Here is an 18,124-nt window from a genome sequence, read left to right as displayed (position 1 = left end):
ATGACCGATACCAAATTCAACCGCCGTGCCGCGCTGGCCGGTGGGGCCGCTGCGTTTGTTACGCTGGCCACGCCGGGTATCGTGCGCGCTCAGGTCGACGGAACGCGCCGCAATGCGTCCAGCTTTGTCACGCAGAACTGGCAGGATCATTTCGATTCGCTGGGATCCGGTGCGATCGTGTGCGACACAGGTTCGCGCGCGCTGCATTACTGGAACTCCGACGCGAGCGATTACCGCGTCTACCCAACCTCCGTTCCGATGACGGATGCGCTGACCCGCACGGGCTATACCAAGATCGTGCGCAAGAAGATCGGCCCCGACTGGACGCCGACGGCGAACATGAAGGCCGAAAACCCCGATCTGCCCGATTACATGCCGCCCGGCCCCGGCAACCCGCTGGGCACGCATGCCATGTATCTGACGTGGCCCGCCTACCTGATCCACGGCACGCACGATACGCGCAAGATCGGACGCAAATCGTCCTCGGGCTGCATCGGGCTTTACAACGCCAAGATCCAGGAGTTGTTCGAGATCACCCCGATCGGCACGCAGGTGCGCATCATCTGATCCTTGGGGGGCGCCGGTTTAGGTAGTTACCCCTATGTAGTAACCCCTATAAGGGGCGGTTGCGGCGGCGGGAGCATTGACTCTTGGCGCCGGACTGCCCCACAACCGCAGGCAATCGTGCCATGATAGGGGTGTATCCATGAAGAAAGTGTATCCTGACGCCGCCGCTGCGCTGGATGGGGTGCTGTTCGACGGCATGACCATCGCCGCCGGCGGCTTTGGCCTGTGCGGCATACCTGAATTGCTGCTCGCAGCGATCAAGAAGGCCGGGACCAAGGATCTGACCTTTGCCAGCAACAATGCGGGCGTCGATGATTTCGGCATCGGGATCCTGCTGCAGACGCGGCAGGTCAGGAAGATGATGAGCTCCTATGTCGGCGAGAACGCCGAATTCATGCGCCAGTATCTGGCAGGCGAGCTTGAGATCGAGTTCAATCCCCAAGGCACGCTGGCCGAGCGGATGCGCGCCGGCGGCGCGGGCATTCCCGGTTTCTACACCAAGACCGGCGTCGGCACGCAAGTGGCCGAGGGCAAGGAGCACAAGGATTTCGACGGCGAGACCTATATCCTCGAGCGCGGGATCGTCGCGGATCTGGCCATCGTCAAGGCGTGGAAGGCCGATGACACCGGCAACCTGATCTTTCGCAAGACCGCGCGCAACTTCAACCCGCCCGCGGCGATGTGCGGCAAGATCTGCGTCGCCGAGGTCGAGGAAATCGTGCCCCGCGGCTCGCTGGACCCCGACCACATCCACCTGCCCGGCATTTATGTGCACCGCCTGATCCAGGGCGAGCATGAAAAGCGGATCGAGCAGGTTACGACACGCAAGCGGGAGGACGCATAATGCCTTGGGATCGTAACCAGATGGCCGAACGCGCCGCAGAGGAGCTGGAGGACGGCATGTATGTCAACCTTGGCATCGGCATCCCGACGCTGGTGGCGAACTATGTCGGCGACAAGGAAATCACCCTTCAGTCCGAAAATGGTATGCTGGGCATGGGCGCCTTTCCCTACGAGGGCGAGGAAGACCCCGACCTGATCAACGCGGGCAAGCAGACGATCACGGAGCTCAGCCGCACGTCCTATTTCGACAGCGCCACCAGCTTCGGCATGATCCGAGGCGGCAAGATCGCGGCAGCGATTCTGGGCGCGATGGAAGTGGCCGAGAACGGCGATCTGGCGAATTGGATGATCCCCGGCAAGCTGGTCAAGGGCATGGGCGGCGCGATGGATCTGGTCGCCGGTGTCGGCAAGGTCATCGTCGTGATGGACCACACCAGCAAGCATGGCGACAGCAAGCTGCTGAAGGAATGCACCCTGCCGCTGACAGGCACGGGCGTGGTGGACCGGATCATCACCAATCTTGGCGTTCTGGATGTGGTCGAGGGCGGTCTGAAAATCATCGAATGCGCCGATGGCGTGACCGAGGATGACATCCGCGCCGCGACAGAGGCTACCATCGTCTGACGAGGCGCCGGATTGCGGCTTACACAGAAGGCGGTGCCGAGAGGCGCCGCCTTTAAAACGTTTCGCTTCTAAGTGAGCCAGCAACTAAAGACAAAACGGGCCACGCTTGAATGTTGCGAGCGTTTCGCGGAAATCTGTAATGCAGGTTTTTCGCGAAACGCCTTAATCGTTCATGGCAAGGTTCAGCGCGCAGCCATCCGATATGAACTGCGGGCGCGTCTTGCACAGCCCGCGCGCCAGATCATAAGCCGCCAGCACCTTGGGCACGTAATCGCGCGTCTCGGCATAGGGCGGCACGCCCCGGTTGGATTTAACGGCGTTCTCGCCCGCGTTGTAGCCCGCCAGCGCCAGGATCGGATCGCCGCCGAACTCCTTCAGCAGCCAGTCCAGATAGGCGACGCCGCCCTTGATGTTCTGCGCCTCCGACAGCGCATCGGTCACGCCGAACCGCGCGGCCGTATCCGGGATCAGTTGCATGATGCCCTGCGCGCCCTTCTCGCTGACCGCGTTGCCGCGCCCGCCCGATTCGACGGCGATCACCGCCAGCACCAGCGCGGGCGAGACATTGGTGCCGACCGTCGCGCTCAGGATATTCTGGCCCTGCGCCGTCGCGATGGTCTGAATGTCCTGCAGCCGGTAGCGCGGCGCGGGTTTGCCCTCGGGCGGTTTGGACAGCTTGCCCAGCGCCTCGTCAAAGCGGAGGGTGCCGGCGTCGGAATAGCCCGGCGTGACGACATCCCAGAACCACTCGTATTTTGCGACGCGCACGGACGGAACATCCGGCACATCGGGCACGGCTTCGTCCCCTGCATCGCGGCGCGGGGTCGAGCCTGCCGGCGGGGGCTGATCGCCCGGCTCGATCTGAACGGTGATGCGCTTTTTTGTGCCCTTCTGGGGCGGTTTGCTCATCTTGAACGTGAAATCCGGGAAAGGCGCGGGATCGGCGGCCAGCGCCGGATGGGCGCAGCCAAGCGCAAGCGCCAGAATCGGTGTCGTGACATATCGCAAGGGGATGCCTGCCTGCTGCCTGTTGTTCGTTTTGCGCAATTTATCGCAAATAAAGCGCCTTCGCGCCAGTCAAAGCCGCAGCCAGGGGGCCAAAACAGGGCTTTTCGGCCAGTCTCGGGATGGTGAAATCTTGTCGAATTAGATTTTTATAAACTATTTTACGTCATCATTTCATACGCTTGACCCTGCATCCGTCACAAAAGCAAGGCTGCTCCAAAATCGGTCCAATCGCGCCCAATTTGTGCCTTCATTGAGGGGCTATATATGTTCATCCGAGGCGCTAGGGGCCAACAGAGAGAGGCGGCCCCGAACAGCAAAACGGTGAGAAACCTGAGTAAACCTGATGATCCTTTGGAGGGACCAACAATGATCAATTTCATCAAGAATTTCCGCGCAGACGAAGACGGTGCCGTTACAGTTGACTGGGTCGTGCTGACCGCAGCCGTCGTCGGCCTGGGCATCGCCGGCGTTGCGGCTGTTCGCGGCGGTGTCAACAACTTGGCTGGCGAAATCGAGTCTGGCTTGAACTCCGGTACGATTCAAGGCTTGGGCGAGCTGAACTCGGAATCGGTTCCCGGCTCGGGCCTCTAATCTGCCTTTTAGTCCTGATCAGATCGAAACAAATTACGAAGGGTCGCAAATCTGCCGATTTGTGGCCCTTCCTGCATACGGGCCATCACCAATGGTTTCTCTGATTTGCGATGCGTAGGCGAAGCCCGCCTTGAAAATTCGGAACTAATTCGCCGGAAATCACCGAATTGTCCCGGACTTTCCGCCGTTTCGACACAATCAGCCGCGAATATGCTGCTCATTCCATACCGCCGGGCGCAGCATCGCGCAGCAGCGGAACATTGAAACTTGAAAGGATACACCATGCGCCTGGTCTTCGGATTGGTCCTTCTGCTCGGCCTCGGCCTTGCGGGCTTTGCCGTCTACATGGTTCAGGGCCGTATCCAATTGTATCAATCGGCGCTGGAGCAGGAGCGCGGCATGCGCGCCCCGGCCTTCGAGACGGCCACTGTTTATGTCGCCGAGCGCAGCCTGAAATACGGCGAGCGGATCAAGCCCGAGGATGTGCGCCTGGTCCAGTACCCCGCCGCCTCCCTGCCCGAAGGCATTTTTCAGACCGAAGAACAGATGTTCCCCGAGGGCTCCGGCAAACTGCGACGGGTCGTGCGCGCCATGGAAAAGAACGAGGCGGTTCTGGCCGTGAAGGTGACCGCCCCCGGCATGGATGCCGGCATCACGACCAAGCTGGAGCGCGGCATGCGCGCCTTCACCATCAAGGTGGACAGCATTTCGGGCGTGTCCGGCTTCCTGCGGCCCGGCGACCGGGTGGATGTCTATTGGACCGGCAATATCGGCAATGGCGGGCTGCGCACCGAGGGCGACAGCCGCGGTGATGTGACCAAGCTGATCGAGGCGGGTGTTCAGCTGATCGCGGTTGACCAGTCGTCCAATTCGGACCGGACCGAAGCGAGCGTCGCGCAGACCGTCACCGTCGCCATCCTGCCCCAACAGGTCGCGGCGTTGGCGCAGGCGCAATCGACCGGACGGCTGAGCCTGTCCCTGGTCGGCGCGCAGGACGATACGGTCTCGGGCGCGATCGAGATCGACCAGCGCCAGTTGCTGGGTCTTGCCTCCGCGCCCGAAGCGGCCCCGGTACAGCGCTCGGAAGTGTGCACCATCCGCACCCGCCGGGGCGGCGAGGTGATCGAAACACCGATCCCCTGCACGAATTGAGGCAGATCGGCCACGCCCAAGGCGGCCACGAAATCGTGCGCGCCGGGCCGGTAACCATCGGTAGAAACATGCGCGGTATCCCGCCGAGGGTGCCGCGTTTCGCTCATACAGCCAAGTGTGTCCCAAAAGACAAAACTTCGGCTAAGTGTCATTGATTCTTGAAAAATACGGGGAACTCGCGCACAGTCCAGTCAATCGAGGGCACCAAGACCCTTAAAACGAGGCGTGATCGGAAGGCAGGTCACATGAAATATTGTAAAGTTATTGCGGCGGCTCTTCTGGGGCTGGCAGGGGTCATGGCCGCTGCGCCTGTGCCCGTCCATTCGGAAACATTGCATGTCGTGCAAAGGGGGACGGGCCGCGATCTGAGCGTCGCGATGAACCGCGCCGTCGTTGTCGAAAGCGATGTTCCCTTTGCCGAGCTCAGCATCGCGAACCCCGCGATCGCGGATTTCTCGACACTGTCGGACCGCACGATCTATGTGCTGGGAAAGACTCCGGGGCGCACCACGTTGACGCTGCTGGACGAAAACGGCCAGCTTATCGCCAATGTCGACGTGAATGTCAGCTCTGACATCTCCGAGTTCAAGGAACGGCTTCGCCAGATCCTGCCGAACGAGCAGATCGAGGTGCGCACCGCGAATGACGGCATCGTCATATCCGGCACCGTCTCCAGCACACCGCGCATGCAGCGCGCGCTGGACCTGGCCGAGCGGTATGCGCCCGAACGGGTTTCCAACCTGATGAGCGTGTCCGGCAAGCAGCAGGTGATGCTGAAGGTCCGTTTCGCCGAAATGCAGCGCAACGTGGCCAAAAGCCTGTCCACCTCGCTGGCCATCGACGGATTGTCGGCGGGTGGTCTTGGCGCGGGCGTTGCAACCAACGGCATCGGCGCGTCCAACATCACCCCAAGCGGCGTGGCGCCCGGTGCCTCGCCCAGCGGACAGTCGAACAATGGCGCGGCCTTCTTCGGCTTCAACGCCGGTTCCGCGCAGATCGGCATCCTGTTGCAAGCGCTTGAAACCAAGGGCGTCGTGCGCACCCTGGCCGAGCCGAACCTGACCGCCCTTTCCGGTCAGGAGGCCAAGTTCCTGGCGGGCGGCGAATATCCCATTCCGGTCAGCGACGAGGACGGCGTCTCGATCGAATTCAAGCCGTTCGGGGTCGAGCTGAACTTCGTGCCCCGCGTTCTGGATGACGATGTCATCAATCTGGAGCTTGCAGCGGCGGTGTCATCTTTGGATCCCACCAATGGTATTCAGGCCAACGGCTTCAACATCAGCGGGTTCAAGCGGCGCAACACCTCCACAACCGTGGCGCTGCGCGACGGCGAGAGCTTTGCGATCGCCGGGCTGCTTCAGGACGATTTCCGCGATACCGCCGGACAGGTGCCATGGCTGGGCGATGTGCCGATCCTCGGTGCGCTGTTCCGCAGCGCCGATTACCAGCGCTCGCAAACGGAGCTGGTGATCATCGTGACGGCGCATCTGGTGTCGCCGACGCGCGGCGAGGCACTGGCGCTGCCGACCGACCGGGTCAGGCTGCCCACCGAGGCCGATCTGTTCCTGAACGGCGCTGTCGCACGCGATGTCATGCCCCGAACGGGCGCTGCGGGCGAAGTTGCCAAGCAGGATTTCAGCGGCTCTTACGGCTATGTGATGGACTGATGCGGGGAACGGAGCACATGAAAAAAACTCTTTTATTGCTGCCGGTTCTGGCATTGGGTGCCTGCACCGCGCCGGGTGATCCGCTGCATCGCGCCTATCGCGGCGAGGCGGGCGCGCTGGTGGATGGCGGAAATTTCGGCAATGCCACGATGAACAATGCGATGGTGATGACCGGCGAGCGCAGCTATGTCTTCGATATGTCGAACCGGTTTGCCAACGAGGTTCCGACAACCGTCAATTTCGCCTTCAACTCGGACGTGCTGGACATCGGCGCACGCGACACCCTGAACGAGCAGGCCGCATGGATCCGCCAGTTCCCCGAGGTGCGTTTCAAGGTCTATGGGCATACCGACGCCGTCGGATCGCCCGGCTACAACAAGAACCTGGGCCTGCGCCGCGCGCGCGCCGTGGTGGCCTATCTGGCCAGCCGGGGCATCAGCACATCGCGGCTGGAGGCGGTCGTGTCCTTTGGCGAGACGCAGCCGCTGATCGTGACGCAAGGGCGCGAGCGGCGCAATCGCCGCACCGTGACCGAGGTTTCGGGTTTCGTGAAATCGCATCCCATGGTCCTGGATGGCAAATATGCCGAAGTGATCTATCGCGAATATGTCGCCAGCGCGACAACGGAATCCGGTTGGAAGGCCACCGGAACCGGCGAATAGGCCCGCCACGTGTTTCTCCCTGCCCGGCCCTGCCGGGACACCTGAAGGCCCGCCGCATCGTCGGCGGGCTTTTTCTGTTCGGGGCGGGCCTGCGGCGCGCGCATTGCGGTGCCGGTCGCTATGGCGAAACCGCACAATTACGATAATCCGGCCCCATTGTTGCCCATATTTTCCGCGACCTTGTCATGAGGAAAAACCGATCCGCGCCCTCTGACGGGGTCCGCGATTCGGGGCAAATATTCCGCCCGCAACAGACCGCCCAGTCAAAAGGCGCACTACCGGCGGCACATAGAATAGGACGATAGCGCCATGAGCAGTGCGATGAACCAACCTGAACCAAGCCCGCTTGTCGCGTGCACGATCAGCCGGGACGTCACCAATTTCGATCTTCTGATCGAAGACATGGAGGCCGCCGTCGGCGAGGCGTGGGGCGATCTGGGCTTTCCCGAAGCGCTGGCCTTCATGGGCCAGCTCGACGCCGAGACGCTGGAATTCGTCGCCATCGCCATCGACGATGAGGACGAGGACCGCCTGCCGATGATCGGTGAAATCATCGATCTGGCAGGCAAGCTGCGCATAAAGGTTATACTGATTGCCGACGATGTCAGCCCCTCGGCGCTGCACACGCTGCTGCGGCAGGGCGCCGATGAATTCGTCCCCTACCCCCTGCCCGAGGGCGAGCTTCAGGCCGCCATCGACCGGCTGCGCCAGCCCGCCGCGCAAGCCGCGCAAAGCGGCGTCATCGCGCCCGTCGCGAACGGTCAGGAAGGCGTCGTGCTGGTTGCTCACGGACTGGCCGGCGGGACCGGCGCGACGACGCTGGCGGTCAACCTGGCGTGGGAACTGGCGAACATCTCCAAGGACAAGGCGCCGCGCGTCTGCATTCTGGACATGGGCCTTCAGTTCGGCTCGGTCGCGACCTGCCTCGATCTGCCCCGGCGCGATCCGGTGTTCGAGATGTGGTCCGACACCGAAACGATGGACGAGGAAATCTTCAAGCAGGCCCTGGTCAGCTATCAGGACCGGCTGTGGGTTCTGACCGCGCCGCCTGAAATGCTGCCGCTGGACATGATCACCACCGACGACGTCCAGCGCGTTCTGGACCAGGCGCGCAGGCATTTCGACTACGTCATCGTCGACATGCCGAACACGCTGGTTCAGTGGACCGAAACCGTGCTTTGCGCCGCCCAGGTCTATTTCGTGACGCTGGAGATGGACATGCGCTCGGCGCAGAATACGCTGCGCCTGAAACGCGCGCTCAAGGCCGAGGATCTGCCGATCGAGCGGCTGCGCTACTGCATGAACCGCGCGCCCAAATTCACCGACATGAGCGGCAAGAGCCGGGTCAAGCGGATGGCCGAAAGCCTGGAGATCGGGATCGAGCTGCAGCTGCCCGACGGCGGCAAGGCGGTCAGCCAGGGCGCCGATCACGGTCTGCCGCTGGCCAGCTCTGCCCCCAAGAATCCCCTGCGCAAGGAGATCGCGAAACTTGCCGCGTCCCTTCACGCCCTGGGCAAAAGCGATGTCGAGGCCGCGTAAGCGCCGTTCCGGAAAGGTAGTCGTAAAATGTTTTCACGTTACAAGAAATCAGGCCAGGATCAGGCGCGCGCCGTTACGGCCGCCCCTGAAAAGGCGTCCAAAACCGCAGCGGCGGCCCTTGCCCCCGCCCCGGCCGCCGCGCCCAAACCGGCCAGCCTGCGCCGCCCGACGCAAGCCGCACGCGCCGATGCCGGCCCGCAGGACAAGGAGCGCAAGCGCAAGGAGCGCCTGAGCGAGATCAAGCTGGACCTGCACCGCGCGTTGCTGGACAATCTGAACCTCGGCGCCCTCGACACCGCGACCGAGCAGGATTTGCGCGAGGAAATCGGCGCCATCACTGCCGAAGTTCTGGAAGAGCGCAGCATCGTCCTGAACCGCGAGGACCGCCTTCAGCTGTCGCAGGAGCTTTATGACGAGGTGCGCGGCCTTGGCCCGCTGGAGACACTGCTCAAGGACGATACCGTCAACGATATCCTCGTGAACGGACCCCACCAGATTTTCATCGAACGCGACGGTATTCTGGAGCTGAGCGACGTCACCTTCAAGGACGAGCGCCACCTTCTGCGCATCATCGACAAGATCGTCAGCGCCGTCGGCCGCCGCGTGGACGAATCGAACCCCTATGTCGACGCGCGCCTGCAGGACGGCTCGCGCTTCAACGCGATGGTGCCGCCCGTCGCTGTGGACGGCAGCCTGGTTTCGATCCGGAAGTTCAAAAAGGACAAGCTGGGCATCGACGATCTGGTGAATTTCGGCGCATTCAGCGAAGAGATGGCTGCATATCTGCAAGCCGCCGTTGCGTGCCGTCTGAACATCATCGTCTCCGGCGGGACCGGTTCGGGCAAGACCACCACGCTCAACGCGCTGTCGTCCTTCATCGACAATGCCGAGCGCATCCTGACGATCGAGGATACCGCCGAACTGCAGCTGCAACAGATCCATGTCGGCCGGATGGAATCGCGCCCGCCCAACGTCGAGGGCAAGGGCGAGGTGTCGCCGCGCGACTGTCTGAAAAACGCGCTGCGGATGCGCCCGGACCGCATCATCGTCGGCGAGACGCGCGGCGAGGAGGTGATCGACATGCTTCAGGCGATGAACACCGGTCATGACGGTTCGATGACGACAATCCACGCCAACAACCCGCGCGACGGGATCAGCCGTCTGGAGAACATGGTCGCGATGGCGGGCATCGAAATGCCGCTGAAGGCCGTGCGCAGCCAGATCGCGTCAGCCGTGCATCTGATCGTGCAGGCCAGCCGCCTTCAGGACGGCAGCCGCCGCATGACCTCGATCACCGAGGTGACGGGGATGGAGGGCGAAGTGATTTCCATGCAGGAGATCTTCCGCTTTCAGCGCATCGGCCTCACGCCCGAAAACAAGATCCTCGGCCATTTCACCGCCACCGGCGTGCGCTCGAACTTCTCCGAGCGTTTCCGCCTGTGGGGCTACGATCTGCCCGCCTCGATCTATGAACCCGTGACACCGGAGTAACCCAGATGTCCATCTCTCCAGAACCGATCATTTACGGCCTCATCTTTCTCGGCGTGCTCGTGCTGGTCGAGGGAATCTATCTGACCGTCTTCGGCAAATCGATCAGCCTGAACAACCGCGTCAATCGCCGTCTTGAAATGCTGGACAAGGGCGGGCGCCGCGAGGAGGTGATGGAAAAGCTGCGCAAGGAGATGGAGCAGCACCTGCGCTCGCGCCGTTTCCCGCTTTATTCCGTGCTGGCGTCCAAGGCGCAGAAGGCGGCGATCGCATTCTCGCCCAAGCAGCTGATGATGCTGATGGTGCTGCTGGCCTTCCTTGCCTTCGTGGGCCTGTCGGTGGGCACGTCCACGTCCGTGCCCGTGCGCATCGCAGTCTCCGCTGCCATGGGAATCGGCGGGATCTTCACCTGGATCTCGATGAAGGCCAAGAAGCGGATGAATCTGCTGGAAGAGCAGCTGCCCGACGCGATCGAGCTGATGGTCCGCTCGCTCAAGGTGGGGCATCCCTTCTCCTCCGCCGTCGCGATCGTCGCCACCGAGGTCGCGGACCCGCTGGCCACCGAGTTCGGCATTATCTCCGACGAGGCGGCGTATGGGCGCGACATGGGCGAGGCGCTGAAGGATCTGGCCGAGCGTTTGGACATGCAGGATCTGCGTTTCCTCGCCGTGGCCGTCACGATCCAGCAGCAATCGGGCGGCAACCTGGCCGAGATCCTCGCCGGTCTGGCAAAGGTCATCCGCGCCCGGTTCCGCCTGTTCCGCCGGGTCAAGGCGATCACCGCCGAGGCGCAATGGTCGGGCAAGTTCCTGTCGGGCTTTCCGCTGCTTGCGCTGGTCGGCATCCAGATCCTCGATCCGAACTATTATGACAAGGTCATGGATCATCCCTTCTTCATCCCGGCCTGTCTGGCCGTGGGCACCTTCCTGACGGTCAACCTGATCGTCATGCGCGCGCTCGTGAACATCAAAGTCTGAATAGGATCCTTCGATGACCTTCTTCACCGATATGCTGTCCGGCCCCATGGGCGAGCTGCTTCCGATCATCGGGGCGGGCATTCTGGGGCTCATGCTGATCGCCATCACGGCCGTCATGATGATGAACCGGCCCGAGGATCCGCTGGACAAGCTGAGAAAATCCGAAGCGGCCGCCAAGGCCAGCAAGCAGGGCCAGCACCAGCAGCGACTGCGCGGCTCCAAGAACGACAAGCTGGACAAGTATGCCGGCTTTCTTGAGCCGCAGGACGAAAAGCAGCTGTCGGAGATGCGCAAGAAGCTGATGCAGGCGGGGTATCGCGACCGCGACGCGGTGCGGTATTTCCACTTTGCGCAATTTGCCCTCGGCGTGGGCGGTCTGGTTCTGGGCGTGCTCTATTACGTGCTGTTCAAATCCGGCGGCGAGACCAGCACGACGCAGGTCGTGCTCTATATCCTTGGTCCCGGCGGCGTGGGATACATGGCGCCGAAATACTGGGTGACCAAGCGCCAGCAGCAGCGGCAGGAGGAAATCACCGACGGCTTTCCCGACAGTCTGGACATGATGCTGGTCTGCGTCGAGGCCGGCCAATCGCTCGATCAGGCGATCATCCGCGTCAGCAACGAGATCCGCTCGTCCTTTCCGGCGCTGGCGGACGAATACCTGATGGTCAGCCAGCAGATCAAGGCCGGGCGCGACAAGGCGGGCGTGCTGAACGAGATGGCCGACCGCTGCGGCGTGCAGGATATCTCCAGCTTCGTGACCGTGCTGGTGCAGTCGCAGACCTTCGGCACATCCATCGCCGACGCCTTGCGCGTCTATGCCAGCGAAATGCGCGACAAACGCGTGATGCGGGCCGAGGAAAAGGCGAACAAGCTGCCAACCAAGATGACATTGGCAACGATGATGTTTACAGTTCCGCCACTACTGATCATTCTGGTGGGGCCGTCGGTTCTGGGCATCATGGACCTGGCCGCAATGTCGCAATAGCCGGGCCATTTCAGATAGGATGCCATGACGCGCATTTCAGCACTTCTGCCGCTTCTGGTCGCCCTCGCGGGCTGCGGCGATCCGGGTCGGCCCACCGGCAGCCCCTATGCCCCCGGCGTGGCGCCGGGCGCCGCCATGGTCGATGCCACCACCGTGGGCCACCGCCTGATCAGCGCGGGCGAGTACGAATTGGCGATCAAGGCCTTCTCGCGCGCCGCGCTCGAGCAGGGCATGACCTCCGAAGTGTATCTGGGCCTTGGCAGCGCCTATCTGGGCCTTGGCCGCGTGGGCCAGGCCGAAACGCTGCTGCGCGATGCGATCAAGAAGGACGAAACCTCGCCCGAGGCCTGGAACAATCTGGGCGTCACGCTGATGGAGCAGGGCGAGATTTCCGAGGCCGAGCAGGTTTTCCGCCGCGCCTATGCGCTGGACAATGGCGAAAGTGACTCGATTCGCGACAATCTGCGCTTGGCACTCGCAAAACAGGAAAATTCGGTCTATGCTGAGGCCGAAGAGCAAGATTATAAATTGGTGCGACGCGGCAGCAGTGACTACCTGATCCGGTCCATTCCCTGATCGACAAACCCCGACACGGGGGGGCGCGCACCGACACGAGGCAAGGCAGTAAAAGGACGCAAAAATGCGCCACCCCATCCTATTTTCGCTCTGCGCGGCAGGGATCATCGTTCTTGCGGCATGCGAGAAATCCGACAATGAAGAGGTCGATCGCAAGTTTCAGGACGTCAACGTCGTGGACGAGTCCAACCTCAACGACGTGATGTTGACCGTCGCCGACCCCAACGAGTCCGTCGCCTATTTTCAGCGCAGCACGGCAGAAAAACCCGATCGCATCGACCTTCAGCGCGGGCTTGCGCAATCGCTGATCCGCGCAGGGCGCAACACCGAGGGCGTCGCCGCCTGGAAAAAGGTCGCGGCGCACAAGGACGTCACCGATGCGGACCGCGTCGATCTGGCGGATGCGCATATCCGCAACAATGAATGGGACAGCGCCGAGAAGACGCTGAACACCGTGCCCCCGACCTATGAGACGTTCAAACGCTACCGGCTGGAGGCGATGGTCGCCGACAGCAACAAGAACTGGAAGAAGGCCGACAGTTTTTATGAAACCGCCGTCGGCCTGACGACACAGCCTGCGAACGTCATGAACAACTGGGGCTATTCCAAGTTGAGCCGCGGCGATTTTGCCGATGCCGAGCGTCTTTTTTCGGATGCGATCCGCCAGGATGGCAGCCTTTTCACCGCCAAGAACAACCTGGTGCTGGCACGCGGCGCGCAAGGCAATTATGCCCTGCCCGTCATGCCCGTCAGCCAGACGGAACGCGCGCAGCTTCTTTATACGCTGGGCCTTTCGGCGATCAAGAAGGGCGACGTGACCACCGGCAAGGGCCTTTTGCGCGATGCCATCGACACCCACCCGCAGCATTTCGAAGCCGCCGTGCGCAGCCTGAGCGCGCTGGAGGGCAATGTGACCAATTAACCCCGCCCCGCCGCGCCAAACCGGGGCGTGCGGGCGGGCCTTGTGTTGACGATCTTTCGGGCCACAGACGCATGACGCCTTCGGGCGGCCCCTGCGCTCTCTGGCGGCCCCTTTTCAGCGAGGGGCGCGGCCCATGCATATTTCAGCCATTTCCGCCATCTGGTTCGCGCCGCTGGTCCTGCCCGTCTGCATCTGGGTGGCCTGGAACGACCTGCGTTACATGAAGATCCCGAACAAGGCGGTCGTGACGCTGGCCGTGATCTTTGTGGCCATTGGCATTGTCGTGCTGCCGATAGATGTCTTTGCATGGCGGCTCGTGCATCTGGTGGTGGTCCTGCTGGCCGGAATGGTGCTGAACGCGGTCGGCCTGATTGGTGCGGGGGATGCGAAATTTGCCGCGGCGGCGGCGCCGTTCATCGCCATCGGCGATCTGCAACTTGTGCTGATGCTGCTGGCGGGCACCATGATCGCGGGCTATGCCGTCCACCGCATCGCCAAGCATACCGCCCTGCGCCGTCTTGCGCCGCACTGGGAAAGCTGGACACGCGAGGGCAAGTATCCGATGGGCCTGTCGCTGGGCGGCGCGATGGCGGCCTACATCGTGCTCGGCGCGCTTTACGGCGCCTGACATATCACCGCAGCGCCCACGCGCGGCCTTATTTCGTCCATCATTGGCAGGCAGCTTGCAGCGGACCGAGATAGCCAAGGCCGCGATTCCATGAACATGCAAGTGACCCCGCAGGGCGTGCAGCCCCCGCCGCCCCCCACCACGATCGAGGACATGCGCCTGAGCATCGTGATGATGCGCGACATCCTGTTGAAGACCATCTTTCGCAAGAATGTGGACATGGTCAGCGAAATCGCGACCGCCATCTGCCTGCCGCGCACCGTGACGCAGGAATTGGTCGATCTGGCGCGCGAACAGCGCCTGCTGGAGGCAACCGGCACGATGAGCGCGACCTCCGGCAGCGAGATGGGCTATCAGCTGACCGATGCGGGCAAGGCGCGGGCGCTGGATGCCCTGGCGCAGTCCGAATATTTCGGCCCGATGCCGGTCCCGCTCGCCGTCTATGCCGAGCAGGTCAAACGCCAGTCGATCCGCAACATCCAGATCACGCGCGACCAGCTGACCGGCGCGATGGGCCATCTGGTGCTGCCGCCCAGCCTGCTGGACCAGCTTGGCCCCGCCGTCAGCGCCGGCCGCTCGATCCTCATGTATGGCCCGCCCGGGAACGGTAAATCCAGCATTTCCAATGGCATCCGCGACGCGATGGGCGATCGCATCTATGTGCCCATGGCCATAGAATATGCCGGCCAAGTGATCACCGTCTATGACCCCATCGTCCATTCCAAGGCCGAGGCGGAGGCGGACGATCCCAACTCCCTGCGCCGCCGCCGCACGTTCGATGCGCGCTATGTGCGCTGCGAGCGGCCCACCGTGATCACGGGCGGCGAATTGACGCTCGACATGCTTGATCTGGTCTACAACCCGACGGCCCGCACCTATCAGGCGTCGCTTCAGCTGAAATCGACGGGCGGCATCTTCATCGTCGACGACCTTGGCCGACAGGTGGAGCCGCCGCAGAACCTGGTCAACCGCTGGATCGTGCCGCTGGAGGAATCCAAGGATATCCTGGCGCTGCAATCGGGCGAGAAATTCGAGGTGCCCTTCGACACGCTCGCGATCTTTTCGACCAACTTTCATCCCAACAAGATCTTCGACCAGGCCGCGTTGCGCCGGATTTTCTACAAGATCAAGATTGATGGCCCCAATCAGGCCGACTTCCTCAAGATTTTCGCCATGGTCGCCCGCAAGAAGCAGATCCCCCTGAACGAGCCCGCGCTGGTGCATCTTCTCAAGAAGAAATACCCCGAGATCGACAACGTTTACGCCAATTATCAGCCGGTGTTCCTGATCGACCAGATGATCTCGATCTGCGAATTCGAAGGCATCCCCTATCAGATGACGCCCGACCTGATCGACCGCGCCTGGGCCAACATGTTCGTCGAAGACAGCGAGATCGTGAACTGACGCCGCAAGAATTTTCGCAGAAAATTCGCTTTTTCCGATTTTTCGGCGAAAAATCTGCGCCTTCATCCTAGATAAAGGCGCATGATCGAATTGCCGCCCAAATTCACCGACTGGTTCGCCGCGCGCGGCTGGTCGGTGCATCCCCACCAGCGCGAAATGATGGCACGCAGCGTGGATCCGTCCCTGTTGCTGATCGCCCCCACCGGCGGCGGCAAGACGCTGGCCGGGTTCCTGCCGACGCTGGCCGAGCTTGGCGAGGGCGGCCACAAGGGCCTGCATACGCTCTATATTTCGCCGCTCAAGGCGCTGGCCAATGACATCCGCCGCAACCTGACAACACCGGTCGAGGAAATGGGCCTGCCCATCCGGATCGAGGACCGCACCGGCGACACGTCCTATACGCAAAAGCGCCGCCAGCGCGCCGATCCGCCCGATATCCTGCTGACCACGCCCGAGAGCCTTGCACTGCTGACCTCCTACGAGGACGCGCCGCGCATCTTTGCGGGGCTCCAGCGCGTCGTGATCGACGAAATTCATGCGCTGGCCGACTCCAAACGCGGCGATCAGTTGATGCTGGCGCTCAGCCGTCTGCAGGCGCTTTGCCCCGGTCTGCGCCGTGTCGGCCTGTCCGCCACGGTCGAGGATCCGGCCGCCATCGCGCGGTTTCTGGCCCGCCACCCGGACCCTTGCGAGATCATCCTCGCCGATCCCGGCCCCGATCCCGATATCGAGATGCTGCAAGTGGCCGAGCCGCCGCCATGGGCCGGCGGCGGCGCGGCCTACGCGATCCCGGCGGTGCTGGAGCAGATCAAGGCGCACAACACCACGCTGATTTTCCACAATACCCGCGCGCAGGCCGAGCTCTTTTTTCGCAACCTGTGGCTGGCCAATGACGAAAACCTGGCCATCGGCATCCATCACGGCAGCCTTGATCGCGGCCAGCGCCAGCGCGTCGAGGGCGCCATGCAGCGCGGCGAATTGCGCGCCATCGTCTGCACCGGCAGCCTCGATCTGGGCATCGACTGGGGCGATGTGGATCTTGTCATTCAGGTCAGCGCGCCGAAGAACGTCAAGCGCCTGGTGCAGCGGATCGGGCGCGCGAATCACCGCTACAACGCGCCGTCCAAGGCGCTTCTGGTCCCCGCCAACCGTTTCGAGGTGGTCGAATGCGTCGCCGCGCTGGAGGCGGTGCGCGCGCGTGATCTGGACGGCGATCCGCGCGGTCCCGGCCCGCTGGATGTCCTGTGCCAGCATATCCTGATCGCCGCCTGCTCGGGACCGTTCGATGCAGATCGGCTTTTTGCCGAGGTGACGACAGCGGGCCCCTACGCGGCGCTCCGCCGCGCGGATTTCGACGATTGCCTCGATTTCTGCGCCACCGGCGGCTATGCTCTGCGCGCCTATGACAAGTGGCAGCGGCTGGTGCGGCGGGATGGCCTCTGGCAGCTGCGCGATCCGCGCAGCGCACAGATCGTCCGCATGAATATCGGCACCATTCAGGACACCGATCTGCTGAAGGTGCGGATGCAGCGCGGTCGCGGCGGCAAGCCCCTGGGCGAGATCGAGGAGAGCTTTGCCGCCACGCTCACCCCCGGCGACACGTTCCTGATCGGCGGGCAGGTGGTGCGATACGAATCCTTGCGCGAGATGACTGTCGAGGTCAGCCGCTCGGACGGGCGCAAGCCCAAGATCGCGACGTTCGGCGGCACCAAGTTTGCCACGTCGACGCAGCTTAGCCAGCGCATCCTTGTGATGCTGGCGCAGCCCGATTGGCCGGCCCTGCCCGCCCATACCGCCGAATGGCTGCATCTTCAGCGCCGGACGAGCCGGATGCCAACGGCGGGGCGGCTTCTGATCGAGAGCTTTCCCCATGAGGGGCGCGAGCATGCCTGCATCTACGGCTTTGCCGGGCGCAACGCGCAGCAGACGCTGGGGCTGCTTTTGACCAAGCGGATGGAGGAGTTGGGCCTTGACCCGCTCGGTTTTGTCGCTACCGATTACGCCACGCTGATCTGGGGGCTGGAGCCGTTGACGGATGCCGCGCCGCTCTTTGATGCGGCGGCGCTGCGCCAGGGGCTGGACCAGTGGCTGACCGGAAACGCGGTGATGAAACGCACCTTTCGCGCGTCGGCCACCATTGCGGGGCTGATCCAGCGCAACCTGCCGCAGGCGCGCAAATCGGGGCGGCAAGCGACGTTTTCGTCCGATATCCTCTATGACACGCTGGTGAAATACGACCCCGATCACCTGCTGTTGCGCATCACCCGGACCGAGGCGATGCGCGGTCTGGTCGATTTCGGCCGGATCGAGGAGATGATCGCGCGCGTTCAGGGCCGGATCGACCTGCTGCGCCTGCCACGCGCCACGCCGCTGGCGGCGCCGCTCTTTCTGGAGGTGGGGCGCACACCGGTCAGCGGCGCGGGCGAAGAGCGTCTGCTGGCCGAAGAATCGGCGCGGCTGATGCAGGAGGCCGGGCTGGCCTGACGGG

General features: G+C 62.9%; 17 protein-coding genes. 16 read left to right on the top strand and 1 reads right to left on the bottom strand.

Going from position 1 to position 18,124, the window contains the following annotated elements; translation table 11 throughout:
- The 3 genes from DC366_RS09155 to DC366_RS09145 all read left to right on the top strand — a co-directional run bounded on the left by DC366_RS09155 (position 1) and on the right by DC366_RS09145 (position 2,034).
- Positions 1-567 (top strand): L,D-transpeptidase, encoded by a 567-nt coding sequence (locus tag DC366_RS09155; RefSeq protein WP_108691903.1) that lies wholly within the window; start codon positions 1-3, stop codon positions 565-567.
- Positions 568-706: 139 nt separating this feature from the next.
- Positions 707-1,411: a CoA transferase subunit A gene (locus DC366_RS09150; protein WP_108691902.1), complete on the top strand. Its 705-nt coding sequence runs from the start codon at positions 707-709 to the stop codon at positions 1,409-1,411.
- The gene (locus DC366_RS09145) at positions 1,411-2,034 is read left to right on the top strand and encodes a 3-oxoacid CoA-transferase subunit B (protein WP_108691901.1); all 624 of its coding nucleotides are present in this window, start codon (positions 1,411-1,413) and stop codon (positions 2,032-2,034) included. The genes DC366_RS09150 and DC366_RS09145 overlap by 1 nt, the downstream gene beginning before the upstream one ends.
- 162 nt (positions 2,035-2,196) lie before the next feature.
- On the opposite strand, the gene DC366_RS09140 is transcribed toward DC366_RS09145, so the two are convergent.
- Positions 2,197-3,042, bottom strand: a complete 846-nt coding sequence (locus DC366_RS09140; RefSeq protein WP_243405088.1) for a lytic transglycosylase domain-containing protein — start codon at positions 3,040-3,042, stop codon at positions 2,197-2,199.
- Positions 3,043-3,408: 366 nt separating this feature from the next.
- Between DC366_RS09140 and DC366_RS09135 the strand changes: the two genes are divergently transcribed.
- The 13 genes from DC366_RS09135 (at position 3,409) to DC366_RS09075 (ending at position 18,120) form a co-directional block, all read left to right on the top strand.
- Positions 3,409-3,633, top strand: a complete 225-nt coding sequence (locus DC366_RS09135) for a Flp family type IVb pilin (RefSeq protein ID WP_108691900.1) — start codon at positions 3,409-3,411, stop codon at positions 3,631-3,633.
- Between the two features lie 282 nt (positions 3,634-3,915).
- Positions 3,916-4,785 (top strand): Flp pilus assembly protein CpaB, encoded by an 870-nt coding sequence (cpaB, locus tag DC366_RS09130; RefSeq protein ID WP_108691899.1) that lies wholly within the window; start codon positions 3,916-3,918, stop codon positions 4,783-4,785.
- 245 nt (positions 4,786-5,030) lie between these two features.
- Entirely contained in the window at positions 5,031-6,452 is a 1,422-nt protein-coding gene (locus DC366_RS09125) for a type II and III secretion system protein family protein (RefSeq protein WP_108691898.1), read from the top strand.
- 17 nt (positions 6,453-6,469) lie between these two features.
- On the top strand, positions 6,470-7,114 hold the full coding sequence (locus DC366_RS09120) for an OmpA family protein (protein ID WP_108692016.1): 645 nt from the start codon (positions 6,470-6,472) through the stop codon (positions 7,112-7,114).
- Between the two features lie 309 nt (positions 7,115-7,423).
- Complete coding sequence (locus DC366_RS09115) at positions 7,424-8,653, top strand: CpaE/TadZ family protein (RefSeq protein WP_108691897.1); 1,230 nt, start codon at positions 7,424-7,426, stop codon at positions 8,651-8,653.
- A 27-nt stretch (positions 8,654-8,680) separates the two neighbouring features.
- Positions 8,681-10,144, top strand: a complete 1,464-nt coding sequence (locus DC366_RS09110; RefSeq protein ID WP_108691896.1) for a TadA family conjugal transfer-associated ATPase — start codon at positions 8,681-8,683, stop codon at positions 10,142-10,144.
- 5 nt (positions 10,145-10,149) lie between these two features.
- A complete protein-coding gene (locus DC366_RS09105; protein ID WP_108691895.1) occupies positions 10,150-11,118 on the top strand; it encodes a type II secretion system F family protein in 969 nt (322 codons plus the stop codon).
- A 13-nt stretch (positions 11,119-11,131) separates the two neighbouring features.
- A complete protein-coding gene (locus DC366_RS09100; RefSeq protein WP_108691894.1) occupies positions 11,132-12,106 on the top strand; it encodes a type II secretion system F family protein in 975 nt (324 codons plus the stop codon).
- A 24-nt stretch (positions 12,107-12,130) separates the two neighbouring features.
- Complete coding sequence (locus DC366_RS09095; RefSeq protein ID WP_108691893.1) at positions 12,131-12,682, top strand: tetratricopeptide repeat protein; 552 nt, start codon at positions 12,131-12,133, stop codon at positions 12,680-12,682.
- Positions 12,683-12,746: 64 nt separating this feature from the next.
- Positions 12,747-13,604, top strand: coding sequence for a tetratricopeptide repeat protein (locus DC366_RS09090; protein ID WP_108691892.1), 858 nt, complete (start codon positions 12,747-12,749; stop codon positions 13,602-13,604).
- Between the two features lie 133 nt (positions 13,605-13,737).
- Positions 13,738-14,232, top strand: coding sequence for a prepilin peptidase (locus DC366_RS09085; protein ID WP_108691891.1), 495 nt, complete (start codon positions 13,738-13,740; stop codon positions 14,230-14,232).
- 90 nt (positions 14,233-14,322) lie between these two features.
- On the top strand, positions 14,323-15,636 hold the full coding sequence (locus DC366_RS09080; protein ID WP_108691890.1) for a DUF8689 domain-containing protein: 1,314 nt from the start codon (positions 14,323-14,325) through the stop codon (positions 15,634-15,636).
- Between the two features lie 81 nt (positions 15,637-15,717).
- Positions 15,718-18,120 carry a ligase-associated DNA damage response DEXH box helicase gene (locus DC366_RS09075; protein ID WP_108691889.1) on the top strand — a complete coding sequence of 801 codons (2,403 nt, stop codon included), beginning with the start codon at positions 15,718-15,720 and terminating at the stop codon, positions 18,118-18,120.
- The last annotated feature ends 4 nt before the right edge of the window (positions 18,121-18,124 follow it).

Origin of the sequence: Pelagivirga sediminicola, from assembly GCF_003072125.1 — a bacterium.
Classification (GTDB): domain Bacteria; phylum Pseudomonadota; class Alphaproteobacteria; order Rhodobacterales; family Rhodobacteraceae; genus Roseovarius; species Roseovarius sediminicola.
The sequence above is the reverse complement of the archived record's forward strand: the minus strand, read 5'-3'. Positions and strand labels throughout refer to the sequence as shown.

What these genes read in the sequence shown, in the direction of transcription:
- DC366_RS09155 (WP_108691903.1), top strand. Translation starts at nt 1, where the DNA reads ATGACCGATACCAAATTCAACCGCCGTGCCGCGCTGGCCGGTGGGGCC.
- DC366_RS09150 (WP_108691902.1), top strand. Translation starts at nt 707, where the DNA reads ATGAAGAAAGTGTATCCTGACGCCGCCGCTGCGCTGGATGGGGTGCTG.
- DC366_RS09145 (WP_108691901.1), top strand. Translation starts at nt 1,411, where the DNA reads ATGCCTTGGGATCGTAACCAGATGGCCGAACGCGCCGCAGAGGAGCTG.
- DC366_RS09135 (WP_108691900.1), top strand. Translation starts at nt 3,409, where the DNA reads ATGATCAATTTCATCAAGAATTTCCGCGCAGACGAAGACGGTGCCGTT.
- cpaB (WP_108691899.1), top strand. Translation starts at nt 3,916, where the DNA reads ATGCGCCTGGTCTTCGGATTGGTCCTTCTGCTCGGCCTCGGCCTTGCG.
- DC366_RS09125 (WP_108691898.1), top strand. Translation starts at nt 5,031, where the DNA reads ATGAAATATTGTAAAGTTATTGCGGCGGCTCTTCTGGGGCTGGCAGGG.
- DC366_RS09120 (WP_108692016.1), top strand. Translation starts at nt 6,470, where the DNA reads ATGAAAAAAACTCTTTTATTGCTGCCGGTTCTGGCATTGGGTGCCTGC.
- DC366_RS09115 (WP_108691897.1), top strand. Translation starts at nt 7,424, where the DNA reads ATGAGCAGTGCGATGAACCAACCTGAACCAAGCCCGCTTGTCGCGTGC.
- DC366_RS09110 (WP_108691896.1), top strand. Translation starts at nt 8,681, where the DNA reads ATGTTTTCACGTTACAAGAAATCAGGCCAGGATCAGGCGCGCGCCGTT.
- DC366_RS09105 (WP_108691895.1), top strand. Translation starts at nt 10,150, where the DNA reads ATGTCCATCTCTCCAGAACCGATCATTTACGGCCTCATCTTTCTCGGC.
- DC366_RS09100 (WP_108691894.1), top strand. Translation starts at nt 11,132, where the DNA reads ATGACCTTCTTCACCGATATGCTGTCCGGCCCCATGGGCGAGCTGCTT.
- DC366_RS09095 (WP_108691893.1), top strand. Translation starts at nt 12,131, where the DNA reads ATGACGCGCATTTCAGCACTTCTGCCGCTTCTGGTCGCCCTCGCGGGC.
- DC366_RS09090 (WP_108691892.1), top strand. Translation starts at nt 12,747, where the DNA reads ATGCGCCACCCCATCCTATTTTCGCTCTGCGCGGCAGGGATCATCGTT.
- DC366_RS09085 (WP_108691891.1), top strand. Translation starts at nt 13,738, where the DNA reads ATGCATATTTCAGCCATTTCCGCCATCTGGTTCGCGCCGCTGGTCCTG.
- DC366_RS09080 (WP_108691890.1), top strand. Translation starts at nt 14,323, where the DNA reads ATGAACATGCAAGTGACCCCGCAGGGCGTGCAGCCCCCGCCGCCCCCC.
- DC366_RS09075 (WP_108691889.1), top strand. Translation starts at nt 15,718, where the DNA reads ATGATCGAATTGCCGCCCAAATTCACCGACTGGTTCGCCGCGCGCGGC.